At 70.9% G+C, this 17887-nt stretch carries 15 protein-coding genes; 4 read left to right on the top strand and 11 right to left on the bottom strand.

Features of this window, described 5'->3' with window-relative positions:
- The first annotated feature begins 52 nt into the window (after positions 1-52).
- From KGA66_RS16830 to KGA66_RS16815, 4 genes are read left to right on the top strand one after another with little or no spacing between them, the layout of a single operon-like run.
- A complete protein-coding gene (locus tag KGA66_RS16830; RefSeq protein WP_211469086.1) occupies positions 53-1843 on the top strand; it encodes an ABC transporter permease in 1791 nt (596 codons plus the stop codon).
- Positions 1840-3081 carry an ABC transporter ATP-binding protein gene (locus tag KGA66_RS16825; protein ID WP_211469085.1) on the top strand — a complete coding sequence of 414 codons (1242 nt, stop codon included), beginning with the start codon at positions 1840-1842 and terminating at the stop codon, positions 3079-3081. The genes KGA66_RS16830 and KGA66_RS16825 overlap by 4 nt, the downstream gene beginning before the upstream one ends.
- 53 nt (positions 3082-3134) lie before the next feature.
- Positions 3135-3917 carry a COG4280 domain-containing protein gene (locus KGA66_RS16820; protein WP_211469084.1) on the top strand — a complete coding sequence of 261 codons (783 nt, stop codon included), beginning with the start codon at positions 3135-3137 and terminating at the stop codon, positions 3915-3917.
- Positions 3914-4117 (top strand): hypothetical protein, encoded by a 204-nt coding sequence (locus tag KGA66_RS16815; RefSeq protein WP_211469083.1) that lies wholly within the window; start codon positions 3914-3916, stop codon positions 4115-4117. Before KGA66_RS16820 ends, KGA66_RS16815 begins: the two co-directional genes overlap by 4 nt.
- A 364-nt stretch (positions 4118-4481) precedes the next feature.
- Here the strand turns inward: KGA66_RS16815 and KGA66_RS16810 are convergent, their stop codons facing one another.
- The 11 genes from KGA66_RS16810 to KGA66_RS16760 all read right to left on the bottom strand — a co-directional run bounded on the left by KGA66_RS16810 (position 4482) and on the right by KGA66_RS16760 (position 17426).
- Positions 4482-6044: a glycoside hydrolase 5 family protein gene (locus KGA66_RS16810; protein WP_211469082.1), complete on the bottom strand. Its 1563-nt coding sequence runs from the start codon at positions 6042-6044 to the stop codon at positions 4482-4484.
- Positions 6045-6067: 23 nt separating this feature from the next.
- Positions 6068-6829 carry a hypothetical protein gene (locus KGA66_RS16805; RefSeq protein ID WP_211469081.1) on the bottom strand — a complete coding sequence of 254 codons (762 nt, stop codon included), beginning with the start codon at positions 6827-6829 and terminating at the stop codon, positions 6068-6070.
- Positions 6830-6891: 62 nt separating this feature from the next.
- On the bottom strand, positions 6892-8757 hold the full coding sequence (locus KGA66_RS16800; RefSeq protein ID WP_211469080.1) for a hypothetical protein: 1866 nt from the start codon (positions 8755-8757) through the stop codon (positions 6892-6894).
- Between the two features lie 85 nt (positions 8758-8842).
- Positions 8843-10000 carry a glycosyltransferase family 4 protein gene (locus tag KGA66_RS16795; protein WP_211469079.1) on the bottom strand — a complete coding sequence of 386 codons (1158 nt, stop codon included), beginning with the start codon at positions 9998-10000 and terminating at the stop codon, positions 8843-8845.
- A gap of 41 nt (positions 10001-10041) precedes the next feature.
- Positions 10042-11133: a glycosyltransferase family 4 protein gene (locus KGA66_RS16790; RefSeq protein WP_211469078.1), complete on the bottom strand. Its 1092-nt coding sequence runs from the start codon at positions 11131-11133 to the stop codon at positions 10042-10044.
- Complete coding sequence (locus KGA66_RS16785; RefSeq protein WP_211469077.1) at positions 11130-12098, bottom strand: NAD-dependent epimerase/dehydratase family protein; 969 nt, start codon at positions 12096-12098, stop codon at positions 11130-11132. The genes KGA66_RS16790 and KGA66_RS16785 overlap by 4 nt, the downstream gene beginning before the upstream one ends.
- Entirely contained in the window at positions 12095-13486 is a 1392-nt protein-coding gene (locus KGA66_RS16780) for a lipopolysaccharide biosynthesis protein (RefSeq protein WP_211469076.1), read from the bottom strand. Before KGA66_RS16780 ends, KGA66_RS16785 begins: the two co-directional genes overlap by 4 nt.
- A complete protein-coding gene (locus tag KGA66_RS16775; protein WP_211469075.1) occupies positions 13483-14712 on the bottom strand; it encodes a glycosyltransferase in 1230 nt (409 codons plus the stop codon). The genes KGA66_RS16780 and KGA66_RS16775 overlap by 4 nt, the downstream gene beginning before the upstream one ends.
- Positions 14705-15694: a diaminopimelate epimerase gene (gene dapF, locus KGA66_RS16770; RefSeq protein ID WP_211469074.1), complete on the bottom strand. Its 990-nt coding sequence runs from the start codon at positions 15692-15694 to the stop codon at positions 14705-14707. Before dapF ends, KGA66_RS16775 begins: the two co-directional genes overlap by 8 nt.
- A gap of 26 nt (positions 15695-15720) precedes the next feature.
- Positions 15721-16596, bottom strand: a complete 876-nt coding sequence (locus tag KGA66_RS16765; RefSeq protein WP_211469073.1) for an ATP-grasp fold amidoligase family protein — start codon at positions 16594-16596, stop codon at positions 15721-15723.
- On the bottom strand, positions 16593-17426 hold the full coding sequence (locus KGA66_RS16760) for a glycosyltransferase family 2 protein (RefSeq protein WP_281416657.1): 834 nt from the start codon (positions 17424-17426) through the stop codon (positions 16593-16595). The genes KGA66_RS16765 and KGA66_RS16760 overlap by 4 nt, the downstream gene beginning before the upstream one ends.
- Between the last annotated feature and the right edge of the window lie 461 nt (positions 17427-17887).

The raw sequence follows: 17887 nt of genomic DNA, 5'->3' as shown, positions 1-17887 counted from the left end.
CCGCCCGCGCATAGGGCGGCCCCCACGGACGTCACCGGGAGGAGCGGAAAGCATGACCGCGCAGAGCCTTGAGCCGAGCGCGCCGGCGCCGACCGTCGTGCCCGCACCGCGCGGCGGGCTCACCGGACGGCGCTCGGCGGGCGGCCGGCTGCGCGCCGCGCCCATGGCCGTCTTCTGGGCCCTGGTCGTGGCGATCCTGCTGTTGCCGATCGCGCTTTTCCTGCTCGTCGCCGTCAGCCCGAGGCTCTTCGGCCAGGGCGGCGCATGGCTCACCCTCGACGGGTTCCGCGGCGCTCTCTCCGGTCCGCTGCTGCGCGGCATCGGCGACTCGCTGCTGGTCGGCGTCGCCAGCGCGCTGCTGGCCGCCGTGCTCGGCGGCGCGGTGGCGTGGACCGTGCAGCGCACCGCCGTGCCCGGGCGCAGAGTGTGGAGCGCGTCGATGTTCGCGCTGCTGCTCGTGCCCTCCTATCTGATCGCGCTGGGCTGGGAACGGCTGCTCGAACCCCAGGGCGTACTCGATCTGCTCGGCGTGCCGGACGGCTTCGCCCGGACCCTGCTCTACGGTCCCGCCGGAGTCATCATGGTCCTGACGGTCAAGGGCATTCCGTTCGCCTACCTGGCGATCGGCGCCGGACTGCGCGGCCTGGGGGAGGAGTTCGAGGCCGCGGTGCGCGTGCACGGCGGCGGGCGGGCGGCCGCCGCGCGCACCGTGGCCGGGCTGCTGGCCCCCGCCCTGTGGTCCGCGCTCGCGATCGTGTTCGCCGAATCGGTCAGCGACTTCGGCGTGGCGGCCACGCTCGCCAACGACGCGCATTTCCCCGTGGCGACCTTCGCGCTCTACAACGCGGTGGACAACTTCCCGGTGCAGTTCCCGGTGGCCGCCGCGGTCGGCTGGGTCCTGCTGGGCATGGCCGGCCTGGCGCTGCTGGCCCAGTCCGCCGCGCTGCGCGGCCGCAGCTACCGCGTGCTGGGCGGCCGCACCCGCCCGGCCCGCCGCCGCGCCCTGCCGAAGCAGGCCGCCGCGGCCGCGGTCGCCGGCATGACGCTGCTGGTCGGGGCCTGCTTGGGGGTGCCCGCGTTCGGCGCCGTCAGCGCATCGTTGATCGACGGCCTCGGGTCGCTGCTGGGCAGCCACGGCTTCACCCTGTCCAACTACGGCCGCGTGCTCTCCAGTGCGGCGCTGCGCCAGCCGCTGCTGTTCTCGACGCAGCTGGCCGCGGTCACCGCGACCGTCACCGTGCTGCTCGGCCTGGTCGTGGCCCGCACGCTCACCGGCCGCCGCTCCCGTCGTTCCGCGCGGCTGCTGGACCTGCTGCTGCTCGCCGCCGTGGCGCTGCCGGGCATCGTGTTCGCGGCCGGATACATCTTCGCCTACAACCTGCCGCTGACCAACGACCTGGGCATCCACCTGTATCAGACCACGACGCTGCTCGTGCTCGGCTACGTCGCCACCGCGCTGCCGCCCGCCGCCCGCGTGCTCTTCGGCGCGGCCGGACAGTTGCAGGAGTCGATGCGCGAGGCCGGCCGGGTGCACGGCCACGGGCCGCTCGGCTCCTGGCTGCGCCTCACCCTGCCGCTGCTCGCCCGCCCGCTGCTGTCGGCCTGGTCGCTCACCTTCGGCGCGACCGTGCTGGAACTGCCGGTCTCCCAGCTGCTCTACCCGCCCGACCATCCGCCGGTCTCCGTCGGCATCGAGAAGGCGCTGGCCAACTACGACTACGGCGGCGGCACCGCGATGCAGGTCATCGCGATCCTCGCCGCGCTGCTCGTGATCGCCCTCGTCTGGGGCGTATTCCGGCTCGCCGCCCCCGCCGGCTGGCGCCACCTGGGGAGGAACGCATGACCACCACACCCGCGACGTCCGCGGCGAGCATCAATCCCGCGCCGTCCACCGAACCGTCCACCGAACCGTCCACCGCGCCGGAGACATCGCCGTCCGCAGCCGCCACCGGGCACAGCGTGCGCGTGCGCGGCGCGGTCAAACACTACGGCGCCACCCGCGCCCTGGCCGGCATCGACCTGGACGTGCCCGCCGGGCAGTTCCTCGTGCTGCTCGGCCCCTCCGGTTCCGGCAAATCCACCCTGGCCCGCGCCCTGGCCGGTATCGAACGGCTCGACGACGGCGAGATCAAGCTCGGCGAGTACATCGTCAGCACCCGCAGACAACACCTCCCGCCCGAGCGGCGCGACCTGGCGATGGTCTTCCAGGACTATGCGCTGTGGCCGCACCTGACCGCGCGCGGCAACGTCGCCTACGCGCTGCGCCGCCGCAAGCTGCCCGCCCCCGACGCGGCCCGCCGCACCGGCGAGGCCCTTGAGCGTGTCGGCCTGGCCGGCCTCGGCGAGCGCTACCCGCACGAGCTGTCCGGCGGCCAGCAGCAGCGGGTGGCCCTGGCCCGCGCGCTGGTCGCCAGCCCCGGCCTGCTGCTGTTCGACGAGCCGTTGTCCAACCTCGACACCGACCTGCGCGAGCGGCTCCGGGTCGCGATCTCGACGCTGACGCGGCAGGCGGGCACCACGGCCGTCTACATCACCCACGACCAGTCCGAGGCGTTCGCGCTGGCCGATCGGATCGGCGTCCTCGACTCCGGACGGCTGGTCCAACTCGCCGAGCCCGAGACGATCTACCACCGGCCCGCCACCCCCTTCGTCGCGCGCTTCACCGGCCTGGCCGGCGAACTGACCGGGGTGGCCGCCGTTGCCGACCCGGAACACGCCGTCGTGCTCGTCGCCGGGCACCGCCTGCGCGCGCGCACCCCGCTCCGGCTCACCGAAGGGCAGCGCGCCCGGCTCATGGTGCGACCCGCGGCCACCCGCATCCTCGACGCCGTGGATGCGCCGCCCGACGGCATGTTGGCCGGCACCGTCATCGACATCGCGTACCGGGGACGCGGCTACGAGCACGTCGTGGCCTGCGCGGAGAGCACACTGACAGCGGTGTTCGATACTCGCGCCCGCCGACGCGGCGAACAGGTGTGTGTCACCCTCGACCCCGACGGCTGCTTCGCCTACCCGCTCGAGGACGAGCCGGACGGAAAATCGCCGCTTGGAGAGTTATACATGGATGCTAACGACTGTTAGGGTTCCCAGGTGAAGAATCTTGCGGTCGGTGCGGCCGTGGAAGGAGACAGGCGATGACGGGTACCGGGGGTGCGTTGTTCGCAGCCGTGTTCCTGGCGTGCGCGGTGGAGGCGGTCGAGGCGCTGACGATCGTGCTGGCCGCGGGCACCGCGCGCGGCTGGCGTTCGGCCGGCCAGGGTGTGATCAGCGCGCTGATCGTGCTGGCGGCGGTGGTCGCGGTGCTCGGTCCGGCGCTGACCGCGATCCCGCTCGGTGCGCTGCGGCTGCTGGTGGGCGCGCTGCTGTTGATCTTCGGGTTGCAGTGGCTGCGCAAGGCGGTGCTGCGCGCGAGCGGGCACAAGGATCTGCACGACGAGGACGCGATCTTCAGCCGGGAGCTGGCCGCGGCGCGTGACGCGCAGGCCGAGCGGCGCTGGGTGGTCACCGACTGGTACGCCTACACCCTTTCGTTCAAGGGCGTGCTGCTCGAAGGGCTTGAGGTGGCGTTCATCGCGATCACGTTCGGCGGTAATCAGCATGACGTGCCGCTGGCGGCGATCGCGGCGCTGTGCGCGATCGTGGCGGTGACTCTGGCCGGGCTGGCGGCCAAGGCGCCGTTGTCGCGGGTGCCGGAGAACACGCTGAAGTTCGTGGTCGGCGTGATGCTCACCAGCTTCGGGATGTTCTGGGGCGCCGAGGGCGCGCACGCGCGCTGGCCGGGCAGTGACGCGGCGCTGCTGGTGATCGCGCCGCTCACCGCGCTCTTCGCGCTCGGGCTGGTCGCGCTGCTGCGCCGCTCGGCCCCGTCGCGTGAAACCGCCCCGCGGGTCGCGGCTTTGGAAATGGAGCGGTCATGATCGCACGGCTCAGGGCCTTCGGCGCCTTCTGGTACGACTTCATCGTCGGCGACGACTGGCGGGTGGCGGTGTGCGTCATCGCCGCGTTGGCGATCACCTTCGGCGTGAGCAGGAGCCAGGTTCCGGCCTGGTGGGTCCTGCCCGCGGCCGTGGTGTTGGTGCTGCCGTGGAGTCTGTGGCGGGCGCGCCGCAAGCGGTGACTGCGACCGGTTGTCGCGGGCGGACGGCGGTAGGGCGTGCGCAAGTGCGCCCTACCGCGTCGCCCGCCCTCTTCCGTCGCTGCGCGGCAGCCGGGCCGGGGCCCAGCGGCGGCAGTCGCAGAGCGCGCAGTCACTGCCTTTGCGGTAGTGCTGATGGGCGTTTCGCCCGTGCCCACATCGGCACAGCAGCAGTCGCCGGATGATGTTCACGACGCACCCCCACCACGGCCCCGTGCTCCGCGAGATTCAGAGCGCGCGCTGTTAAGGACCTCATTCGCACAGATGGTACCGAAGCGCGCGCACCCCGTCGGCGCGGTGCCCGGCTCGGGCGGGAAGGGCGCGCCAACCCTCTGCGCGTACGCTCCTATGCCGCCCACCGCGTCCAGGTCACGTCGTCGAACCACACGGCGCCGGAGTTGTGCGCGCTCTTGAGCCAGATTTCCGCGAAGGCGGCCGCGGGCGGCGCCGTCCCGGTGGCTTCCAGTTCGGTCCAGTCCGTGTCGCCCGGGTCGAGGGCGGCCGAGTCGCAGCCGCTGATGAAGACGCCGCGGCTGTCGAACCAGCTGACGTTGACCACGGTGGTCCCGGTCGCCGCCTGCCCGCGGACCCACGCCGTCACGCGGTAGCGGTATCCCGGCACTGTCTGCGGTTGAACCGGGACGGTATAGAACGCCGGCATGCCCTCAGCGGAGCCGCCGCTGTCCGAGATGCGGGCCGAGCCCGGCGTTTCGTGACCGCGGGCCGGGTCCAGCGCGAACCGAGCCTGGTCGGGCTCCCACAGGCGCCAGACGGCCGGCAGTTCGCCCCGGGGCGTCGTCACCGCCTGTGAGAAGTCGCCGTTGAAGTCATCGCCGATGCTCGCGCCGTGGAAGATCCGGCGGATGACGGCGGCCGCGGGCTTGGGTTTGCCGTCGGTGTCGAGCAGCCCGAAGGCGTACTGGTCCGGCTGCTGCCGGCTCGGAATGGCGGCCCGGGTGAAGTCGTACAGGGCCCAGGGGGCGGCCGGGCCGAGACAAAGCGAGAGCGCGGCCTGCTCGATCACCTGGTAGTAGTGCGCCTGGTATGCCTCCAGCGAAGGCGCCGCGGCGGGCAGGCCCGGCGGGGAACCGTCCGCCGCCGTCGCGAAGCCCGTCTCCCCTACGAAGACCGGCCGGGGCGCCGCGGCCTGGATCGCTTCGTCCATGGTCGCGTAGGCGAGAGCGTCGGACGAGTAGTAGTGCAGGTCCCAGAAGTCCGGCTCGACCCGCAGGGCGACCCGCAGGGCACTGATGTGGGCCGGCTCGGTCACGGACAGGGCGACCGGGACGCCGTGCGCGTCGTGTCGCACTGCGGGAAGCAGCGCGTCCAGCCACCGGTAGACCTGAGGCCGGTGAACGGCAGGATCATCCATCGTGGCCGGCGCGTCGATTTCGTTGCGCAGGTCGATGAACCCGATCTGCCGCGAGCTTCCGGCCAGGGGTTCGAGCAGATCGTGTGCCCAGGTCAGGCTGTCCGGGATATCCGCGAAGTCGGTGAACTGATCGAAGAGGGACAGCTGCACCTTGAGCCCGTGGGCGCCGGCCATGCCGAGGATCTGCGCGAGGCGGGATCGCATGGCCGCACTCGGCGTCGGGAAGCCCATCACGTCCGGGAACACCGTGATCCGGACCGTATTGACGCCCATGGTCGCCATGACCGCGAAATCGTGGTCGATCCGGTCGGGCTCCCACCGGGTCCACATGTACTGCCATCCCGCGTCGGACGGGAAGTAGTTCATGAGCCGCAGGGTGCGCAGGTATCGGCTCAGCGCGGATGACCGGCTGCCGGCATTCCCGCAGCCTGCCGCGGGTGACGGGCCGGACGGCGCCGCCGCGGACATGAGTGCGGCGATCACGGTGATCACAGCCGCCGTCAGCCCGATGCGTAACCGCAGGCCGCGGCGTCTCATCGGCCTCGTTTCCCGGGTTGCCGTCACCGATTCGACAGGCTCGCCACGACGGTCCCGCCGTGAAGCGCGACCACCCTGACGGGGCCGTCGCCGGTGACGGTGAACGCGGGTGCCTGCCAGGTCCCGCCCGGGGCGAGGCGAATGTCGTTCCACGTCGCGACGGTGACGCCTGCCTGGGTCACGACGATCCGCAGCGACGTGCCGCCGCGCCCGGCGGGCTGCCGCGCGCCGACCTGGAGTTGCCCCCCCGAGGGGTAGGCCCAGATCGCGACGGATGACGCTGCGTCAGCGTCGGCCGTGGCCGCGGACGCGCCGTGGTGAACGGCCAGGACCGCGGCGGCCGCGAAGGCCAGGACGCCGGCGGCGGCGAGCGGGGGCGGCGCGTTGAGCCGTGCGCTTCGCTCCGCGGACCCGGCGGACCCGGCGGGGGCACGCAGGGCGCCGGCCCAGAGGGCGGCGAGGGTGACGAGCGTCAACGTCAGCGCGAAGGGGACGGTGCTCAGGGCGTGAACGGCGGCGAGCGCGAGCCCGGCCAGGACCAGGAAGACCAGAGTCAGACCGGCGGCCGGCACGATCGCTTCGAATCGCGCCCGGTGGACGAGCCACGCGGCGCAGAGGAGGGCGCCGGCCAGGCCCAGGCCCGCGATCTGCCTGACCGGCCCGGCCGACGACGCGCAGACGACGACGAACGCGGCGACGGCGAGCGTCGAACAGGCCGCCCGCAGCCCGCGTCGGCTCGTCGTCGGTGTTCTCGTCGTCAGGTTACTTGTTGTCAGTGCTCTCATTATCAGCGCTCTCATCGTCAACGTTCTCATAGCCAGGACCCGCGCCGTCGGTGTTCTCGTCGTCAGCGCCCGCGCGCCGATGCGACGACCTGGTACAGGCGCACAGACCCGGCCGCGTAGATCTCTCGGAACAGGGGGCTCGAATCGAATTTGGAGAGCGAGGCGGCGGGCAGCGGGGAGTCGTAGTACTGCGCCGGTTCGGAGTCGTCGAAGCGGGTGACACCGGTCGGCAGGTCGAGCACGTCTCGCTGTACGACCACGTACTCGACTGCCGATCTGCGTATCTCGGCCAGGACGTCACCGGTGACGCTCGGCGGATAGAAGATCAGCCACGTGCGCGAGCCGTCCTCGGCCGAGGCGAGCACGTCCTGGCGTCCCAGCGAACCGAGGGCCAGTCCGGTCTGGTCGTCCGTCGCGACGCGGTGCCCCGGACCGAGCGTGGCGAGCATCCATTGGGCCAGCGCCCGATCGTCCGGAGTCACGAGCGCCGATCCGTTCGTCAGCCGGTAGTCCGATGCCAGCCGCTGCGAGTAGTTCCAGGAGACCGAAACGCCGCCCACGAACAGCACGGCGACGATACCGAGGGCTGACACGCGCCGCCATCGGGACGAGGCGAGGAGGGGCTCCAGCAGGAGCGCGAAACACACGGCGATACCCACGTAGAGAAACTCGGAGGATCGATTCGCCGTCTCCTGTCCGCCGGCGGTGAACCGCAGCGGAAGCAGGGCCACCCACGCCAGCGAGGACCACGTCAGTAGCTTGACGATCACGGGAAGGCCGGTTCGCCTGCCGCGATAGAGGGTGACCGGAAGGGCCGCGAGGATGACCAGGGTTCCGGCGACGGCGGCCACCCGCTCCCACGCCGGCGCGGTGGCGGCCTGGCCCGTGTTCGCGAACAGCGTGCGCGAGGTGTGCAGTTCGACGATGAGCTGGAAACCCTGCACGGCGGCGCGCGCCACCACCGGGCCGATGTATCCGAGGGTGATCGGTGCCACGGCGAGCAGCCACGCCACCGCCGTGCCGGTGGTGACCGTGGCCGGGAGCGTCGGCGCGTACTGTGCCGCCGCGGCGGTTCCCGGCGCCGCGTCCGGCTCCGTCGATGCAACGTCAGAACTCTGACGGCGACGCGACCGGACCGCCGCCGCCCACGCCGCAAGCAGTACGGCCAGCACCCAGGCCGTTATGTGATGGGTGGCCACCACGGCGAGCCCGGCCGCCAGAGCGCACAGGAGCGCCGGGGCGCCCGGCGCCCGCCCGCCGCGGCGCGCCAGGAAGAAGAGCGCGAGGACGGCCAGGGGCAGCGCCAGCGATTCGTAACCGTACTGGGCGTCCCAGTAGAGGAAGTTGGGACCTGCCGCGTACACCAGGACGGCCACGCCGGCGGCCCGCGCGGATCCGAGGAGTTCGTCGACGAGCAGGTACAGCGCCCCGACCAGCGTCAGCCGCGCGCAGCCGATCAGGATCAGGCCACTGGTGTAGACCGAAAGCCCGGTCAGGCGCGCGAGCGCGTCGGTGGCCACGGCCAGGCCCGGGTAGTAGCCGGTGGCGCGGATCAGCGGGTTGTAGCCGAAGAGCCGGCCGGATGACAGCAGGTTGGCGGCGTTGCGGTAGTGGGCGAACTCGTCGTGGAAGGTGAACGCCGTCGGCTCGTAGACGACCTTCGCCAGGTACAGCGCGAGCCCGAAACCCAGGGCCACGGCGAGCCGGGCCGCTCGGCCGCGCCGAGACAGCAGCAGAACCCCCGCGCTCGGCGCGAAGATGAGGGCCAGCCCGGCCCAGAACAGCGGGTAACCGCCCGACGCCCCGGACCGGGATCGCGCGTCGGCGGCCGCCAGCAGAAGGACTCCGGCTCCGTCGGCCGCGAGGGCCGACCCGACCGCCAGCCCGGCCGCGCGGGCGGCCCTGCGTCCGCGTATCGCATCAGGCACCAGGCGAGGGTAGGCCCCTTCCGCCATGGTCACAGGCACCGCCGTCATGGTCCTGGGCACCATCATTCGCGCTCTCGCCCTTCTCTCACCGGGCCAGCAGGCGGCCGACGGCCGCGCAGGCGGCGCGGTGGACGGTCCGCCTGCGCGGGCTTGCCGTGACACTGCGGGCGAACCGCGCGAGATCCTCGGCGTAGCGCTCGTCGTCCTTCCATGCGACCCAGGCCGGCGCGCGGCGGGCCATGGGCGCCCGCAGCGACGGCTCGGCCAGGTCCCGCATGGCTCGGGCCAGGGCGCCGGCGTCCCCTACCGGGAAGACGCGGCCGACGCACTCGGGAACGCGGGCCCTGATGTCGCCCGCGGCGTCGGAGACGATCACGGGCAGGCCGGCGGCCAGTGCCTCCTCCACCACCAGCCCGTTCGGATCGCCGTGGGTGGGGAAGACCAGGACGTCGCAGAGGGCGTACCACTGCGGGAGATCGGCCGGCTGTACGAACCCCGCGAACCCGACGCCGGCCGTGGCCGCCTCCCGGCCGAAGTAGCGTTCGTAGTCGACGCCGTCGCCGACTATCAGCAGGTTGATGTCGTCGCGGACCGCACGGACCTGCCGGTAGGCGGCGAACAACTCGTCCAGTCCCTTGCCCGCCCAGACTCGACCGACGTACAGGAAGACGCATCCGGACAGCCCCAGCGCTTCGCGCCGCCGCTGCCGTTCGGCCGCCCGCATGTCGCGACCTCGGCCGTAGTGGGTCACGTCGATCGATTGCGTGACCACGGTGACGCGCTCCCGCGGCAAGCCGTAGCGGGTCGCCAGTGCGGCTCCGTGCGGCCCTGGCACCTTCGCCGCGTCAACCGCCTTGAACAGCACCCTCTTGCCCAGCTCCCGCCACCAGGTGCGGCGCGACCAGGCATCGAAGTTGGGCAGCACCCGGAACGCCACCCGCCGAGCGGCGGCGAAGCCGATCACCGCGCCCAGGGCCAGGTTCCAGCGGTCGTACTCCAGGATGAACACGTCCGGGCGCAGCCGGCGCAGTTCCTTCACCGGCACCTTGATCCGGCCCAGGTAGCCCGCGGGGAACTTCCAGGCCGACTCGTCCACGTCCCACGACCGGTCCGGCTCGCGCACCTGCGAGAAGACGGCATGGAAGTCGAGCTCCGGCCGCTGGGCGGCCGCGTTGAAGCGCGCCACCGCGTACGGAGTGGGCTGGGTGAACCAGTACAGAACCCGCACCGGTCGGTCGTTCATGCCGCCTTCGTTCACGCCGCCTTCGTTCACGCCGCCTTCGTTCATGCCACCGCCACCGCGCTCGTCACGTCGCGGTAGACATCAAGGGTCTGCGTCGTCACCTCGTCCCAGGTCGGGATCCGCTGCGCCGGCGCGGGCGCCGCCTTGACGGCCCGCTCCAGGGCGCGGGCCAGGACGCCCGGGTCGGCATCGAGGGGCACCAGGGTGATCGCTCCCGCGGTGCGCTCGCGGATGTCGCGGTGCGCCGGGATGTCCGAGGCGACCACGCGGGCGCCCGCGGCCAACAGTTCCAGGATGGTGACCGGCATCGCCTCGTTCGACGACATGGAGCAGAACACCTCGGCGCTGGCGTACCAGCGGTACAGCGGATCGGTCTGCACCCGGCCGATGAAGCTGACCCTGTCCCGCACCGCGCGCTCATCGGCGAGTGCTTCGAGGCGGCCGCGCTCGGGGCCGTCCCCGGTGACCACCAGGCGCAGCCCGGGCGGCGTCAGCGCCATGGCTTCGACGATGCGGTCAACCTGCTTATACGACTCGAGGCGTCCGCCGGTGATGACCACCGCTTCCACGTCGGGGAACGGCCGGGCCGCGGTGATCCGCCCCAGATCGACGCCGTTGGGAATGACCGTGACGCGCGGCCGGGCCGAGGGGAAGTGCGTCAGGAACAGATCGGCCTCGGCGCGGGAGACGCAGATGATGCGTTGCGAACGGGCCGCTATCGCCGCGCCGGCGGCCCGGTACGGGATGTGGATGGCCTTGCGCAGCGGTGAGTGCCCGGTGCCGTGGTAGTGCGGCGTGAACACCATCGGCGAGGCGCCGGCCATCGCGGCGGCCAGGGGAGCGGCGGAATGGTAGCCGTGCGCGTGCACCACGTCGTAACGGCCCCGGTGCCGAAGCAGCGTGGCCCACACCGCCGGAGACACCCCGAAGTGCCGGCTGTTCACCGGCACCTTGTACCGCCGCACCAGGACGCCCTCGCGCGTCTCGGTGTCGGGAAGGCCGGGGGAGTCGTGGTGGGTGAGCACTTCGACGGCTTCCCCGCGCTCGGCCAGCCGCTTGGCGATCTCCTCGACGTGGGACTCGACGCCCCCGGCGAACGGGGCGTAGTGCGCCGAAACCATGGCGATCCTCATGTCAGCGTCACCCCGGCGCCGACCGGGCGGTCCCAAGCGGCCCGCAGGCCGTCGGCCAGGGACGTGCGAGGTGCCCAGTCCAGCAGCTTCTGCGCCAGGGTCGGGTCGGCCAGCAGGGTGGGGCGGTCCACCGGGCGAAGCCGGCTCGGGTCGACGACCGGGGCCACGGCGGCCGGCTCGGTTCCCGTCATCGACCTGGTCAGCGCCTCGACCACGTCATGACCCGAGTAGGCCCGCCCGCTGCCGACGTTGACCGTCACCGCTTGTCCGGGCACGAAGTCGCCGCCGCAGTGCCGGGCCAGCCGCAGCAGCGCGTCGGCGACGTCGTCGACGAACACGTAGTCCCGCCTGGTCGAGAGATTCCCCAGCCGGACCGATTCCCCCGCCTTCATCTGGCAGATGAGGCTGGGGATGAAGTGCGCGTTGGTCTCGCCCGGGCCGAAGACGTTGAAGAGTCGTGCGATTCCCACCCCGGTTCCGGTGCGGGCCGCGAAACCCGCCGCCAGTTCCTCGGTCCAGCGCTTGGAGTACCCGTAGACGTCGACCGGCCCCAGGGAATCCTCCTGCTCTCGATGCGGCCCGTCGGCCGGGGCGTATACCGCCGCGGAGGAGGCCAGCACCAGGCTGGCCGGGCTGCGAAGTCCCGCCGCGGCTTGCAGCACGGACCGCGTGCCGTCCACGTTGACCCGCAGGCAGCGCGCCGGGTCGGCGTCGCAGTCGGGAATGAAGTGCAGCGCGGCCAGATGGAAGACGGCCTGGGGCTGGAAGGACGAGAAGACCCGGTCCAGGCCGTCGGTCACGTCCTGCTCGATCACGCGGACCAGGTCCCGGTCCGCTCCGAAGTTCTCCCGCGAACCCCGGGAGAGATCGTCCACGACGAGGACCTCGCAGGACTCGGCCAGCAGCCGTCGTACCAGCGCCGAGCCCACAAAACCGCAGCCACCCGTCACCAGGCACCGCATCATGAATCCTCCTTCAACACTTTGTCGGCTTTTACCGCGGTACTGACCGCTTCCGCGGTGATGACTTCTGCTGCGGCGAAGGCTTCTGCCGCGGCGTTGAACGCGCCGCGGTGCACGGCCAGATCGAGCGCGCACCAGAGCGCGCCGGCCGTCTGCGTGGCCAGCCAGGCCCAGCCGGCGCCGGTGATGCCCCACCAGCCCAAGGCCAGCGCGGTGAAAGCGAGCCGGGAGACGGAGACGGCCCAGCAGATGGCCGCCGCGGTCCGATACCGCTTGTGCACCCGCAGGACACCGCGGTAGATCGTGACCACCGCGTCGGGAAAGGCTCCCAACGACAGCAGAACGAGAAGCGTGTATGAGTGGGCCGCGTACTGCGCGCCGAAGGCGTGCAGGATCAGACGGCCCCCGAGGATCGTCACGGCGGCGCCGAGGGCGATCAGCGGAAGGATCATCTTCATCCCGGCCGCCGCCAGCGACAGCACGCGGTGCGGGCGGTGGCTGCCCTCGGCGAAGGTGGAGGTGCCGACGGCCGAGGCGAACACCGCGTAGAAGCCGCCGATCTTCCAGGCCACGTAGAACCAGCCCGCGGCCTGCGGAGACACCTTCAGCGCGACGATCACCGGGACCGCGTAAAGCGTCACCTGATCGCCCACGCTGATCACGTAGTTTCCGGTGAGGCTCTGCCGCATCGACCAGATCTGCCCGCGCAGGCCCGTCAGCCGCGGCCGGTATCCGAACCGGCGCACCAGCACCAGCACGCAGCCCGCGGTGGTGGCCGCCAGGACGGCCGACCAGGCGGAGAGGATGCCGGTGGCCCCGAACACCGCGAACACCGGAAGGGCGACGATCGCCAGCTTGACGACGGCGAAGACGGTGCTCGCGCCGAGAAACCAGATCCCCTGGCGTTCGGCCACCCAGACGCTCTCCAGCACCTGGGAGGCCGTCGTGGCCACCACGCCGACCACGAACGCAGCCACCCACCAACCGTCCCGGTACAGGAACGCCGAATGCCCCATCAGCGAGAGCACCGCCACGGTGGCCAGCGCGGTGGCCGCCGACGTCGCCGAGGTGAACACGAGCGGGGCGGTGATGGTGGCCGACCACTCGCGCGGCCCGCGCTTGCCGGGCAACTCGGCCAGCACGGCCATGGATCCGCCCAGGGCGCCCAGCAGCGAGGCGAAGGCCATGGCCGAGACGCCCGCGCCGGCCTCGCCGATGGCCGACGCCGGATACATCCGCGCGGCCACCGTCCAGAAGACGTATCCGAGCAGCGAGGTCACGACCGTGGTCGCGGTCAGATACAACGAGTTCATCACCAGCGGGTCCCCGGTGCGGACGCGAAGCCGGGAACCGAGCCGGTCGCGTGCGAAGGGCGTGCGCAGGAACGTCACCGCGACATCGCGTCGGATGGCACCGCGTCGGATGGCACCGCGTTGGACGGCACCGCGTTGGACGGTCCTGTGTCGGACGGCCCTGCGTCGGACAACACTGTGTCGAACAGTTCCGTGTAGCCGCGGGCGGTGTCGGCCCAGGTGGTGACGCCCTCGAATCGCCGTCCGACGAGCCCGGCCGCCTGGAGGATGCCCTGGGCCAGCGAGGCCGGGTCGCGCGGATCGGCCAGCACCGCGCCGGGATAGCCGGCCGTGGCTTCGACCAGACCCCCGACCTTCGTCACTACCAACGCGAGCCCAGCGGCCATCGCGATCTGGAGTGGCCCGGAGGAGGAGGAGCGGTGATACGGCAGCACGACGACGTCGGCGCCGGCGAAGTAGCCGGCCGCTTCGTCGTCGGTGACGTACCGATTGACGAACGTGATCCGATCCCGGTGCGGCGAGTCGGCGATCAGACGGCTCGGCAGATCCCAGCCCTCCCAGGTCTCGCCCACGAGCGTGAGCCAGAACCCGGAGCGGTCCGGGCCGAGCAGGTCCACGGCCGCGATGAGGTCCTCGACGCCCTTGAACGGCCGGATGACGCCGAAATACAGCAGGTTGACAACGCCCTGCGGGGCGTCCCGCAGCGGGGGGCGCGAGGGGAGGTAGTCGTAGCCGGCGTGCGGAATCACCACCGCGCTCTCGTCCACCCCGTAGCGACCCTTGACCTGGTCGTGATCGAACCGCGAGTGGACCAGTTGCGCCGCCGAGAGCCTGAGCAGAGCGCGGCCCAGCAGGTCCATGTAGCGGGAGACGAACGGCAGCCGGGCCTCGCCGACGTCCTGGGCTTCGTGGAACTCCACGACGACCCTGGCGCCGCACAGCCGGGCGACGACGGCCAGCACCAGATAGGTGTGCAGCACGGCCCCGGTCCACCACTGCAGGACCAGGACCTGCGGCCGCTGCCTGCGCAGGAACGCGACCGCGCGGACCAGCGACCGGCCCCAGTACCAGTCGACTCCGTCGAACCGCGGCACCTGCGGTGGCAGGCGCAACTCGGTCAGGGCGCCGCCGACCCGGGCCCGGCCCGGATAGAGACGGACCGGCACCAGATCGCGGATGAGCACGGCCGAGCACTGGTGCCCCGCCGCGGTGAGCGCCTCGATCAGGGAGTACGTGTAGTAGGTGATGCCGGAGAGGAAGCGGGTTCCCGGGCCGACGACGCATACCCGCCTGGGCTCAGCCACCGGAGCCTCCGATTGCCGGCGCTGGACTGGAAAGCTGCGCGGGACTCGACGGCTGCGCGGGACTCGACGGCTGCGCTGTACTGGACGGCTGCGCAGCCCTCGAAATCGGTGCGTCGATCGGCGGGATGTTGCCGAACAGGTGGCCGGTGGTTCCGCTGATGAGCAGCCCGTGCCCGCTCTCCCCGACCTGTATCTCGCCCTCCCTGACGACCACGCGGACCGGGTATGGCAGACCCCAGACACGGTTGGCCACGTAGGCGGACGCCGCGGAACCGGTACCGCAGGCCCTTGTTTCGTCCTCCACCCCGACCTCGTAGGTGCGGATGCGCACGCCGTCCTCGTACCGCTGCATGAAGTCGACGTGCAGGCCTTCCGGATGATTCAGCCGGCGGCACAGCTGCTCGTCGTAGCGCAGCGCGGCGCCCGCGCTCCGCACGTCGACCGCATCAAGGTCCTGCTGATCATCGAGCAGCACGATCAGGTGCGCCACGCCGCTGAACACGAAATACCGGTCGGCGGCGACACGCTGGAACTCCCGCCCGGGCCCGAGCGCGACGCGGATCCGGCCCTCGGCCGCCGAAACCCACTTCGGTCCGTCGTCGGTCATGATGACGTCCGCGTCGCCGCGCAGGTATCCGCGTTCGGTGCCGTACCGAGTCACGCAGCGCAGTGCGTTACCGCACATCGAGGCGTTCGTGCCGTCCCGGTCGAAGTAGGTCATCCGCACCGGCCCGTCGGCCGTCCGGACGAAAGCGATCCCGTCCACGCGCACTGCCGTGAACGACTCGCACAGTTCGCGCCCGAGGTCGCTTCCGATCGCGTGCGCTGACAGACCGCTGAGAGTCTCGTCCACCAGGAGGATCAGGTTGCCGTTGCCGTGCATGAGCGAGAAAGCCAGCAGTTCGACGTCGATGCCGGGGACGCCGCGCAGGCGCAGGTCGTCATGGTCGGTCTGCAGGGCCCGGCGATCCGGGTCGAGCATGTCCGGCTCCTTACCTTCGGCCGGCTTCACGTGGCCGGCCGCAATGCGGGTAGTCGCCACTTCTCGCCGAGCTCGACGTCGAACGAGGCCGGTCTGAAGCGCTCAAGACCCCCGCAGGGATAGGCGGTGAGCTCGCCGAAGACGATCGATCCGGCGACGTCGTAAAGGTCGACACGGATGAAGTCGAAGGGCTCGCCCAGTCGCCGCGCGATGTCGAGCATCCGCTCCAACTGCGGCGGCCGTGGTGCCACGGGAGCGATTGACTGCGGCCCGTACAGCACTTCCAGCGGCGTCCAGTCCGTCCGGTACAGCCTCTGCTGGTTCCCGTCATACCGGTTCACCATCTCGATGAGGTCCGGCTCGCCGTCGAAGACGAAGATCTTGTAGTCCGGAGGCGGCGATCCCGGCGGCCCGAGCAGTTCCTCGACCAGGAACAGCGCACGGGCCTTGGCGTAGGCCCATTCGCGCAGCCTGCTCGACTCGAACGGGTCGAGCCAGGTCGCCGTCACGGCCGACAGCTCCCGCAGATCGGCCTTGCCGCTGCCGAAGTAGATCAGCCCGGACCGGTGATTCGGCTTGAGCACCCAGTGCTCGGGCAGTTCGACCGCCGTCAGTTCGCCGAGGTCTGCGCCGGACCAGATCGTCCGCGGCACGCGCAGCCGATCCGGTCCCGCTTTCCGCGCGTATTCCTTCATGGCCAGCTTGTCGCAGGTCCATTCGAGCAGCGGCCTGCGGTCGTTCAGGATGCGCCAGTTGACCTTGTCGCTGAATGTCACCGGCCTGCCGAAGCGCGGGAGCCTGCGCTGGTAGTAGCTGAAAAGAAGCCGTCTTTCCAGGCCGGCGGGCAGGCGGTAAACCGTTGACCGCGCCGCCCCGCGCAGATTCTGTGCGACGCCGTTCACTTCGCCTCCCGTGAGCCTGGTGCCTGAAATGATGCGAATTCCTCGACCATGCCCGTGTCGGGGAATCCATGGGGCGGCCGCACGGCCGCGTTACGAGCGCGCCGTTCGGCGAAAATCGTCCGCAGCACGCGCAGGCCGTCGCTGACCGCGGTGAGATTACTGGCGCCGTGGATACGGGAATGTTCGAAACTGGGCACCTCGACCACCGCGAGGCGTGCCACGGTCACGCGTATGGCGATCAATGTTTCAATCTCGAATCCGTCACCCCACAGCCGCTGCGCGCCGTCTCGCGGCGGCGTCGTCGAATCCAGCCTCAGCACGGGAAGGTGCCGCCGCCAGAAGACGTTGAAGCCGTAACACAGGTCCGTATAAGCCGTGCCGTAGGCCCGGTTCACCACGGCCATGAGCACCCGGTTGCCCATCGTGCGCAGCCGGGTCAGATCGGAGCTTCCGCCGCCCGGGGCGAACCTGCTTCCCTTGGCGAAGTCGGCGCCGTTCAGCAGGGCCTGGACGAACCCGGGAATCTCGCCGGGATCGGCTGATCCGTCCGCGTCGAGCATGACGACGATCTGACCGGTGCTGACCGCGAAGCCACAGGCCAGCGCGTTGCCCTTGCCGCTGCGGTTCTGCATGACGATCCGGGTGTCCGGCCTGAGCCGGCGAGCGACCGCGCAGGTGTCGTCGACCGAGTGACCGTCCACGACGATCACTTCGTGGACGCCGCCCGGTAGCCGAGCGAACACGTGCGGCAGGTTCTTGGCTTCATTCAACGTCGGAATGACCACAGAAACACTTGGCCAGGACGCAGGTAGGTGTGCCTGATTCGTCATGTTCCCCACATGCAAAATTGGCGGACGTGTAACCCGCTGAGCGCCGTGTATTCACGGAAGAGTCTTCCCTGCGTGGTCTTCCCGATCGGGCTGCACGCTGTCATGGCGTCTCGCGGCGAATTCTCTCGTGTTCGGAAGGGTCGGTGCGCGCGCTTGAGTGCCCGTTCGGAGAAGAGGCGACGAAGGCGCGTCGAAGAGGACACGGGTCCCGACCCGTGCCTTGAACGCCCTGCTATGCGGTGACCCCGTGGTGAGGGCCGACGGATTACCGGCCTGACGTACCGGGTAATGCTTGCGACGCCTTATGAGGCGACGGTCACATGACCGCTACCCACACTGCCCTAAAGTTAAGGGTGGTCTGATGGTGTGTGGGGTGGTTTGACGATCGCTGGTTGCGACTCGATCACGATGTGGACGGTGCGTCAGATATAACAAAGCTCCTGGTAGGACGTGGGTTGTCG

The organism is Actinocrinis puniceicyclus (genome assembly GCF_018283645.1).
Taxonomy (GTDB): Bacteria; Actinomycetota; Actinomycetes; order Streptomycetales; family Catenulisporaceae; genus Actinocrinis; species Actinocrinis puniceicyclus.
Note: the sequence above shows the minus strand (reverse complement) of the source record. Positions and strands in the feature narration are given on the sequence as shown.